Source organism: Pseudanabaena sp. SR411 (assembly GCF_002251945.1).
In the GTDB taxonomy this organism is placed as follows: domain Bacteria; phylum Cyanobacteriota; class Cyanobacteriia; order Pseudanabaenales; family Pseudanabaenaceae; genus Pseudanabaena.
On record NZ_NDHW01000178.1, the window covers coordinates 1 to 8310 of the forward strand.

11 protein-coding genes are annotated in these 8310 nt (G+C 41.2%); 6 read left to right on the top strand and 5 right to left on the bottom strand.

The genetic code is table 11. The features are described from left to right. Nucleotides 1-148 precede the first annotated feature (148 nt). Nucleotides 149-403, top strand: coding sequence for a DUF29 family protein (locus B9G53_RS18490; RefSeq protein WP_176453267.1), 255 nt, complete (start codon nucleotides 149-151; stop codon nucleotides 401-403). 27 nt (nucleotides 404-430) lie between these two features. On the opposite strand, the gene B9G53_RS18495 is transcribed toward B9G53_RS18490, so the two are convergent. The 3 genes from B9G53_RS18495 to B9G53_RS18505 form a co-directional block, all read right to left on the bottom strand. Next, nucleotides 431-1327, bottom strand: coding sequence for an alpha/beta fold hydrolase (locus B9G53_RS18495; protein ID WP_094534950.1), 897 nt, complete (start codon nucleotides 1325-1327; stop codon nucleotides 431-433). Nucleotides 1328-1416: 89 nt separating this feature from the next. Further along, on the bottom strand, nucleotides 1417-1956 hold the full coding sequence (gene rsmD, locus B9G53_RS18500; protein WP_094534951.1) for a 16S rRNA (guanine(966)-N(2))-methyltransferase RsmD: 540 nt from the start codon (nucleotides 1954-1956) through the stop codon (nucleotides 1417-1419). 44 nt (nucleotides 1957-2000) lie between these two features. After that, a complete protein-coding gene (locus B9G53_RS18505) occupies nucleotides 2001-2543 on the bottom strand; it encodes a hypothetical protein (RefSeq protein ID WP_094534952.1) in 543 nt (180 codons plus the stop codon). A gap of 240 nt (nucleotides 2544-2783) precedes the next feature. On the opposite strand from B9G53_RS18505, the gene B9G53_RS18510 reads away from it, so the two are divergent. Next, on the top strand, nucleotides 2784-3887 hold the full coding sequence (locus tag B9G53_RS18510; RefSeq protein ID WP_094534953.1) for a TrkA family potassium uptake protein: 1104 nt from the start codon (nucleotides 2784-2786) through the stop codon (nucleotides 3885-3887). Between the two features lie 56 nt (nucleotides 3888-3943). Further along, nucleotides 3944-4741, top strand: coding sequence for a DALR anticodon-binding domain-containing protein (locus tag B9G53_RS18515; RefSeq protein ID WP_094534954.1), 798 nt, complete (start codon nucleotides 3944-3946; stop codon nucleotides 4739-4741). A gap of 29 nt (nucleotides 4742-4770) precedes the next feature. On the opposite strand, the gene queA is transcribed toward B9G53_RS18515, so the two are convergent. Continuing rightward, entirely contained in the window at nucleotides 4771-5829 is a 1059-nt protein-coding gene (gene queA, locus B9G53_RS18520; protein WP_094534955.1) for a tRNA preQ1(34) S-adenosylmethionine ribosyltransferase-isomerase QueA, read from the bottom strand. Nucleotides 5830-6039: 210 nt separating this feature from the next. Between queA and B9G53_RS18525 the strand changes: the two genes are divergently transcribed. Further along, the gene (locus B9G53_RS18525) at nucleotides 6040-6240 is read left to right on the top strand and encodes a hypothetical protein (RefSeq protein ID WP_094534956.1); all 201 of its coding nucleotides are present in this window, start codon (nucleotides 6040-6042) and stop codon (nucleotides 6238-6240) included. Between the two features lie 218 nt (nucleotides 6241-6458). Further along, nucleotides 6459-6632, top strand: coding sequence for a hypothetical protein (locus tag B9G53_RS27535; RefSeq protein WP_176453268.1), 174 nt, complete (start codon nucleotides 6459-6461; stop codon nucleotides 6630-6632). A gap of 28 nt (nucleotides 6633-6660) precedes the next feature. Here B9G53_RS27535 and B9G53_RS18530 read toward each other — a convergent pair whose 3' ends face one another. Further along, nucleotides 6661-7410, bottom strand: a complete 750-nt coding sequence (locus B9G53_RS18530) for a leucine-rich repeat domain-containing protein (RefSeq protein ID WP_094534957.1) — start codon at nucleotides 7408-7410, stop codon at nucleotides 6661-6663. A 20-nt stretch (nucleotides 7411-7430) separates the two neighbouring features. Between B9G53_RS18530 and menH the strand changes: the two genes are divergently transcribed. Next, nucleotides 7431-8276: a 2-succinyl-6-hydroxy-2,4-cyclohexadiene-1-carboxylate synthase gene (menH, locus tag B9G53_RS18535; protein ID WP_254923717.1), complete on the top strand. Its 846-nt coding sequence runs from the start codon at nucleotides 7431-7433 to the stop codon at nucleotides 8274-8276. Nucleotides 8277-8310 lie beyond the last annotated feature (34 nt).

The following is an 8310-nucleotide window of genomic DNA, read 5'->3' on the forward strand; positions in this document are numbered from 1 at the left end:
ATCCCTGCCACGATCCCTAGATGGTCTAGATTCGATACTTTCATCTCTGTATTAATATTTACCTCCTCTTTTTTGATTTTCGATGATTTTGATTTTCGGTAATTATTTTACCCTTCCATTACGAGCGGAATGTAGGATCGAACATATTATGAAACGATGCTACGTTAACATGCCGATTGAATATCATGGATGGGAACGGACAATTCGCAACATTCGCCCCGAAATTGAAGACCTGATGGAAACTTCTCCCAGCTTGCAGAATGACTATCAAAAAATTCTCGATCCTGTCTATCAACAATGTCTTAAAAAACTAAGACCCGAATACAAAAGTACAAAGTTTCCTGACACATGGGAATTTACGCGATCGCTTGATGAACTTCTCAATTTAGATTTCTGGGCATAAAAGAGAGAGCGCTATGCGCTCTCTCTTTTACGCTAACTTCTGTAACCAGTAAATCACTAGAGCATTCACGATTTCAGGGCGATCATCGTGGGGGCAATGACCAGTATTGGGAATGGGAATAACTTGAATATCCTTAGTCTTACTTGCTTCTTCATAAACCTTCGCTCCATTAATTGGAGTCCAAGGATCAGCATCCCCCCAAAGTACTAGTAGAGGCTTCTCTACATTAGCCAATAGATCAGAAGTGCGGGGACCAGCAGGAGCCGTTAAAATAGAGGCAAAAACCTTCTGTGCACCTTCATCACAGGATGGCTGATAGAGCATATCCACTAACTCATCATCGATCGCTTGATGATTGCGATAAACCTGACGCAGAGAGTTGCGAATATTCCGCTTTTGGCGAACTTGATTGAATACAAATTTGCCTGAGACTTCAGAGCTAACTAACTTCGCAAAAGCACCCATCACCAAGCGCAAGGGTAAATTTAACTCTTCAGGACGATGATTTAAGCCACCTGCGGCATTAAGCAAGACCGCTCCGATTGCAAGTTCAGGATAATTAGTTGTGAGCATCAGCGCTAATAAAGCACCGATGGAATTACCGATAAAGATTGCTGGTTGCTGCACAAATTCTTGATGAAAATCCTTGAGCAGTTCTTCCCAAAGTTCTAGTGAATAATCAAGAGCAGGTTTTGCCGATCCCCCAAATCCTAAGAGGTCGATCGCAAATACTTGATAGCCAGCCTCGGCAAAAGCAGGAATATTCTTTTTCCAGTGACCAATCGATGCACCGAAGCCATGAATTAAGACTAGGGGTGTGCCTGTACCAGTCACAGAATATTGAATTTTATATCCACGCCATGTCCATGTTTGTAAAGGAGATAAAAGGCGATCGCGAGTTTCGGTATTTTCTGTAGTTAGCACTGCGGTGACTCTTGGAGAAATAGATGACTTTTGAGTAATTTAATGACTGTTTATGATTTTAGGCTGTCTTCCCGTGATCGTCATCTTGCTTAGTGTGGAAGTTGATAAAAGACGAGGGCAGTTTGTCCATATTGGCGGCGATCGCAACAGACTAGATTACCAATCGCATCGGGAAGAGGACGTAAGCGATCACATTCTGCAATTACTAATGCATTATCCGCAAGTAAGGGTGGTAGAGCTTTTAGGACTGGTTCGTAGAGATCGCTTTGGTAAGGAGGATCGAAATAGACTAGATCAAAGAAATTTGTTGCTAACTTGGGCAGAGTTTTAACTGCATCACCTTTAATAACTTGAAATTTTTGTTCGGGCTTAGCAAATTTCTGCCAATTTTCACTGACGATGCGACAGGCGATCGCTGATAACTCAATTCCCACAACCTGATTAGCACCTCTCGCTAGCGCCTCTGCTCCCATTGCTCCTGACCCAGCACAGATATCTAGCCAATTTGCATTTTTGATGTGACTTTGCAAAATATTAAAAACTGCGGCTCTGACCTTACTGGGTGTGGGGCGTGTAGATAAACCCGTTGGGGTTTTGATCGGGCGATCGCCCTTAATACGAATAGACATAATAAAATCCACTCAGTCAAGGCGGCGCTTAGCCACACCTTCACTTAAATTAAATGACTCGAAAAAGATAAACCCTCAATTTGGTCAATGGGAACCATCCAAATTTTATTTTGATATGGTCGCCACACCGCACTCATCACATAGTGATTGCGGATAGAGATGATGTGAACGTGAGGAATACCAGAAAATTTTGAACAGGAACGCAAAAAATCTAAAGTTCTAATTAAACGACTATGTAAAAATGTTGCCATTTCATCACTACAGTTTTGGCGTAACATCGGTACAACTTGCGGATCAGTATCACCCCTTAGTTCGTAAATAATATGAGTTTTGCCCTTGAAATCGATTTTGCGCGATCGCACTTCCCATCCACATAAAACGCCAAAACCAATCACAGCCATACCTAGATCGATATGAAAGTCACGCATTTGGAATTTCGTGTTACTACTCATATCTGTGTGGGTGTTATACCCAGTCCAAGAGTGAAATCTCTCTAAATTATCGTCGTTAATATCCACGGCTGAACGATAGGGAGAGGTTACAGCACGGTTAATTTGTGTGGTTTCGGAAGGTGGCTCTGATGTCATACTTGTCCCATGAGTGACAGCATTTATTTGCAAAAACTAGACCGATGCAATTAACAATCTTACTAAAAATGCCTAAAAGCTGAAGCAATATATTAATAAGCAGCTTAACATTCTTTTAAATAAGTTCTTGTTTAAAATAAAGAACCTGTTTTTTGTAGAGCGACTTCGCCGCGCCACAAAAAAAAGTTCTTTATTTTGCTGCGAAGTCCTTACTCTTTGTTCATAACTGTACAGAAATGTATGCCTTCCAAAAGTTCGCTTAGTTACCAACAGTTGCAACCAGATTTTTTACAGCGCGAATTGTTGCAATATCAGCGTACTTTACTCACCAATATTGGGATCTTAATAGGATTGGTGGTGATTGGTACATTGGGGTATCGCCTACTCGAAGGATGGAGTTGGTTTGATGCCCTCTACATGACAATCATTACCCTTGCCACCATTGGTTATGGCGAAACCAATCCCCTGCATTTTGAGGGACGGGTGTTTACGGTTGTGCTAATTATTCTGGGAGTTGCTAGCATTAGCTACATTGCAACTCAGTTTACGGCGGCGATCGCCAATGGTCATATTTACAATATCTTTCAGGCAAGACGACTCCGAAAAATCATGCAAGCCTTAGATAAACATTACATAATCTGCGGATTTGGGCGCACAGGAAGACAAGTTACCGCCGAATTTGCGGCGGAGGGAAGTATTTCTTTTGTGGTGATTGATAGTGATCCTGTGATGATTGCACAGGCTGAGCAGTCTGGTTATCTAGCGGTGCAAGGAGATGCTGCCCTCGATCAAACATTGTTTTTTGCAGGAATTGAGCGGGCGATTTGCATTGTGGCGGCTTTACCGTCGGATGCGGAAAATCTCTATACGGTGTTGTCCGCAAAAACCTTAAATCCTGCAATCAGGGCGATCGCTAGAGCCAGTACTGAAGAAGCAATGCAAAAGTTGCGCCGAGGTGGAGCCGATGAAGTCATCTCACCATATATTACAGGTGGTAAGAGGATGGCGGCTGTGGCTTTGCGTCCACAGGTGATGGATTTCGTGGATGGAATTATTGCAGGGGAAAATCGCTCATTTTATATTGAGGAATATCGCATTGATGACTCTAGTTATGTGGGAGTTTCTCTCAAAAAGGCAAGTCTGCGATCTCAGACTGGTGTTCTCGTCCTAGCGATTCGTCGTGCTGATGGTCATGTGATTGCAGGACCTGATGGTAATACTGAGATTTTGCAAGGTGATGTTTTGATTTCTATGGGAACACCTGAGCAATTAAGGGCGCTAAATCAAATCCTTAGTCCACTTTCTAAAGCTCCCAATGTTTTACGCTTACCACGCATGAAGTAATTTGGTGGCGCGGCGTTGCCGCACCACCAAATATCAAATCGCAGAACTCTAATAGTGTGAATTTCATTTCTCCATCGCGAATTATTCAAATTGCGATCGCTGATGCGATTAATTTGGTGTTTGGAACTTTGCTTACTCCTAAGGAAATTTCGCTGGAGGTGGGCTATCCCAAATACGAAGCCCATTACACATCATCAATCGCTTTGGCGATCGCCAATCGATTAAATCTCAGTCCATTGCAAATTGCCGAAGCGATCGCGCTGACTTGTTCGCAAAATCCAGCAATTACTTCACAATGCCAAATTCAAGCTTTAGGTAAAGGTTGGCTAAATATTTTCTTAAGTGAGCCATATATCGCTGAAATTTTATTAGCTTTAGAGCAATGGCAGATTGAGGGAATTACTAATTACGAAGGATTTTGGCAAAAAAGTGATATTTCCATAGATTTTACAAATAAGTTGCTTGATCCAATTGTGCAGTATGCCTATGCTCGTTGTTGTGCGTTAATCAGATTGGCTAAACTTTTTGATGGCGCGGCTTCGCCGCGCCATCAAAAATCGGGTTCTGATTTTATCGCGCAGTCTCTACATTTAGAACCTGCCGAAATTGGTTTATTGATGCAGAACTTGGCGATCGCCGCTTATTTGGAGAGTGAGAATTCTGCAAGTAGTAATAAATCTAGAACTAAATTATCGCGATCGCTTGCTGAGTCTTTTTTGCAGTTTTACGATCGCTGTCGAATTTTTGGAGTTAATCGAGAAGTAGCTCTGCGACGATTATTAATAATCAGAATTACGCAAAAATTACTACTAGCGATCGCTCCACCCCAAATTAATTACTCAATGTACTTATAGCGATAAACGCCGCAGCTTTGCTGCGGCGTTTATCGCAGCATTAACATGGCATCGCCAAAGGAATAAAAACGATATTCCTTAGCGATCGCTTCTTGATAGACCGACATTAAAAATTCGCGTCCACCCTCACCCAAAAACGATGACATCATCATTAACAAAGTGGACTTAGGTAAATGAAAATTAGTCACCATCCCATCTAAAACTCTCCATTCATAGCCCGGATAAATCATCAAATTCGTTTTGCCCTTAAAAGCTTGAAAATTTGAGTTCTCTAGCGATCTCGCCACCGTACTACCCACACCAATTACCCGACCACCCCGCGCTTTGGTTTCCTTAATTTTCGCGATCGTCTCCTCTGACACCTCACACCACTCGTTATGCATCACATGCTGCGTGATGTCTTCAGTCTCCACAGGACGAAATGTGCCGATACCCACATGCAAGGTCACAAAGGCTTTATCGATGCCCTGATCCTCTAGTTTTTGAAATAGTGGTTCAGTAAAATGTAGACCTGCGGTTGGCGCAGCGATCGCCCCAGATACCTCCGCATAGATGGTTTGATAGCGATCAGGGTCGGTATGAGAATCGGTTACATAGGGCGGTAATGGTAGCTTGCCTAGTTGTTGAATAATTTTGTCAAGGTCAGCCTCAGCAGGAATATGAAACTGTAATTCTCGCGCTCTGGTAGTTGTTTCAATCCCCTCTACTGTAGCTTTGACATTTTCCGCAAATACGATCGTGCTACCAATGGGCAAGCGCTTTCCCGGTTTAACCAAAGCTAACCAGCGATTAAGTCCAATCGGCTCCATTAACAAAATCTCGACAGGAACCCCCGATAGCTTTTGACCATACATTCTTGCAGGAATGACTTTGGTGTTATTAAAAACGAGCAAATCTCCTGCACGTAAAAAATTGGGCAAATCGTAAAAGTGCTGGTGCAGTAAATTGCGATCACCATCAATCACCAATAACCTCGATGTATCCCTTGGTGTGACTGGATCTTGAGCAATGCGATCGCTTGGCAATTCATAGTCATAGGCGCTTAACGCATAATCAGGCTCAAGTTCAGTCACAGGCTGTGAAGTCATAGAAAGGTTACATTTTTGGACATGGGTACTACCTAACAATTTGCAGTACTTATGTAAGTGTTTGCCAAAAAGTGACTAAGTTACAAAAAAATATAAGAAATTTTATATACCAATTGCGGAAACAGTGGTATACAGATGGCAGAAGCAACATATGTATTCAACATATGAGGCGATCGCACTTTTAGACTTTAGAAATTGAACGAGGAGTTTATGCAGTACTTAATGACCGATCTTCACCAACGCTTTATTGGTGCATTGCACTATAACAAGCCACTTTCTGTGGGTGATGTATTTCGTGCGGACAATACTAAGACTTATACAGTTGTCAGTATTAACGATACTCGTGACAAGAGCAAGGATGTCAAATCCGTAACCGTAATTCCTGTGCGCGAAGCTGTGAATGCTCATTAACTTAATAATTAATAAGCAAGTTATTTGGCTTGTTAATTTATTGTCTGGTAATTTTTCGCTTGATAGTCTATTTACATTGCTCACACCAGCTAAAAGTATTAGCTAAAAATACTATTTCAAAACATTGAAAGTAAGAAATAAGTCTAGGGAATTATCAAAGGAAATCTGAGAGAATCATCGAAGCTATTGACAATACATTGATATAACTGAGTATTTCTTTGTTCTCTTCAGATATCGCCATCATCAATAAAAAACAAAAAGCAGCGCCAAGCGCTGCTTTTTGTTTTGATAATTTTAGAGGTGTGGCGCTTCGCGCCGCACCTCTAATACCGAAATACAAAAGTGTGCCGACACTTTTGTATTTCGGTCTAAAGCCCAAAGATGATAGGTAGCGCAAGCACTGCCTATCATCTTTGGGCTTTAAATTAAAATTATGCCATGTTTTAAATTACTCAAAGAAGATGCTTCAATGGAGTTACCTCGTAAATCTAAGCGTAAAAGCTTCTTGAGATTAGAGATTGTGGAAGGAAGATGAGTTAGCTGGTTATAGGACAAGTCTAATTCCGTAATATTTCTAAGATTACCAATCTCAGATGGAAGACAACTCAGTTGATTATTGCCAAGATATAGATCGGTTAGTCCTGTCAGATCGCCAATTTCTTCTGGCAAAGTTGTGAGATTGTTTTTTCGCAAATCTAACTCAGTTAAATTAGTGAGGTGACCGATTTCTATAGGTAATCTTTCGAGTTTATTCTCACTTAAATCAAGCCATGTCAAAAACTTCAGCAATCCAATTTCTGAGGGAATACTTGTTAAAGAATTAGCATTAATATCAAATCTGGCTAGATTGGATAATTTTCCAATATCTGAAGGCAAAGTGGTAATCTGATTTTCAGCTAAATTTAGCACTGTAAGATTTTTTAGCTGCATGACTGCATCGGGAATTTTGGGCAGTTGATTAGATTCGAGATGTAGCCAAGTTAGTTTTTGTAAATTGGCGATCGATTCTGGCAGAGAAGTCAAGTTGTTTTCACTGAGGTATAGCCAAACTAAATTTGTCAATTTGCCAAGATCTTCAGGAACTGCCACCATTTGTAGTTCACTAAGATACAGAGATGTGGCTTCCGAAGCTCTGGCGCTCTCAATTTCTTTCAGAATTTGTTCGTTCATAGTCTCGCTTGCATTGTTTGATGATGGTACTCAAGTTGCAAATTGATAATTATTGTTTGAGCTATCTCTCAGAGGGCGATTCCAGCGATCCCACAATTTTGTTTTTGCATGGATTTATGGGCGATCGCTTTGAGTTTAAGCAAGCGATCGCGATTTTGTCTAAGCAGTTTTACTGTGTCGCGATCGATTTGCTGGGGCATGGTCAAACTAGGGTCATAGATCCAAGAATTGATCACGATGACTACTACACAATACAGTCCACTGCCAACTTTGTCATCAAATTTTTGGATTTACTTCGTGTGAATCGCTGTTTTTTAGTGGGATACTCTATGGGCGGAAGGTTAGCTTTATATCTAGCAATTCATTTTCCGCAATATTTTCATAGAGTTGTTCTCGAATCTGCATCCGCAGGTTTACAAACGGTTAAGGAAAGAGGCGATCGTCTAGCTAAGGATCAATTACTAGCAGCCAAACTAGAAGCTGGTGATTTTCAATTGTTTCTCGAAAATTGGTATCAACAACCAATTTTTGCCACTTTGCGATCGCATCCAAATTTTGCCCAAATGCTAGAGCAACGGTTAAATAATTCGCCTGCTTTGCTAGCCAAATCTCTACGCAATCTCAGCACAGGAAGGCAACCATCATTATGGGAGAAACTCCCTCAAAATCAGATTCCGTTGTTGTTACTTGCTGGTGAGTTAGATCCCAAGTTTGTACAAATAAATCACAAAATGCAACAGCTATGCAAATACTCACAACTAGAAATTATCCCTAGTTGTGGTCACAATATTCACTTCGAGCATCCTCAGCTATTTGTTGACAAGATCAAAGCATTTTTTAGCTATAGCAATGTAAGTCTTGCTTAGGACATAGAGCGCTTTGCGCTCAAGCCCAAACCAA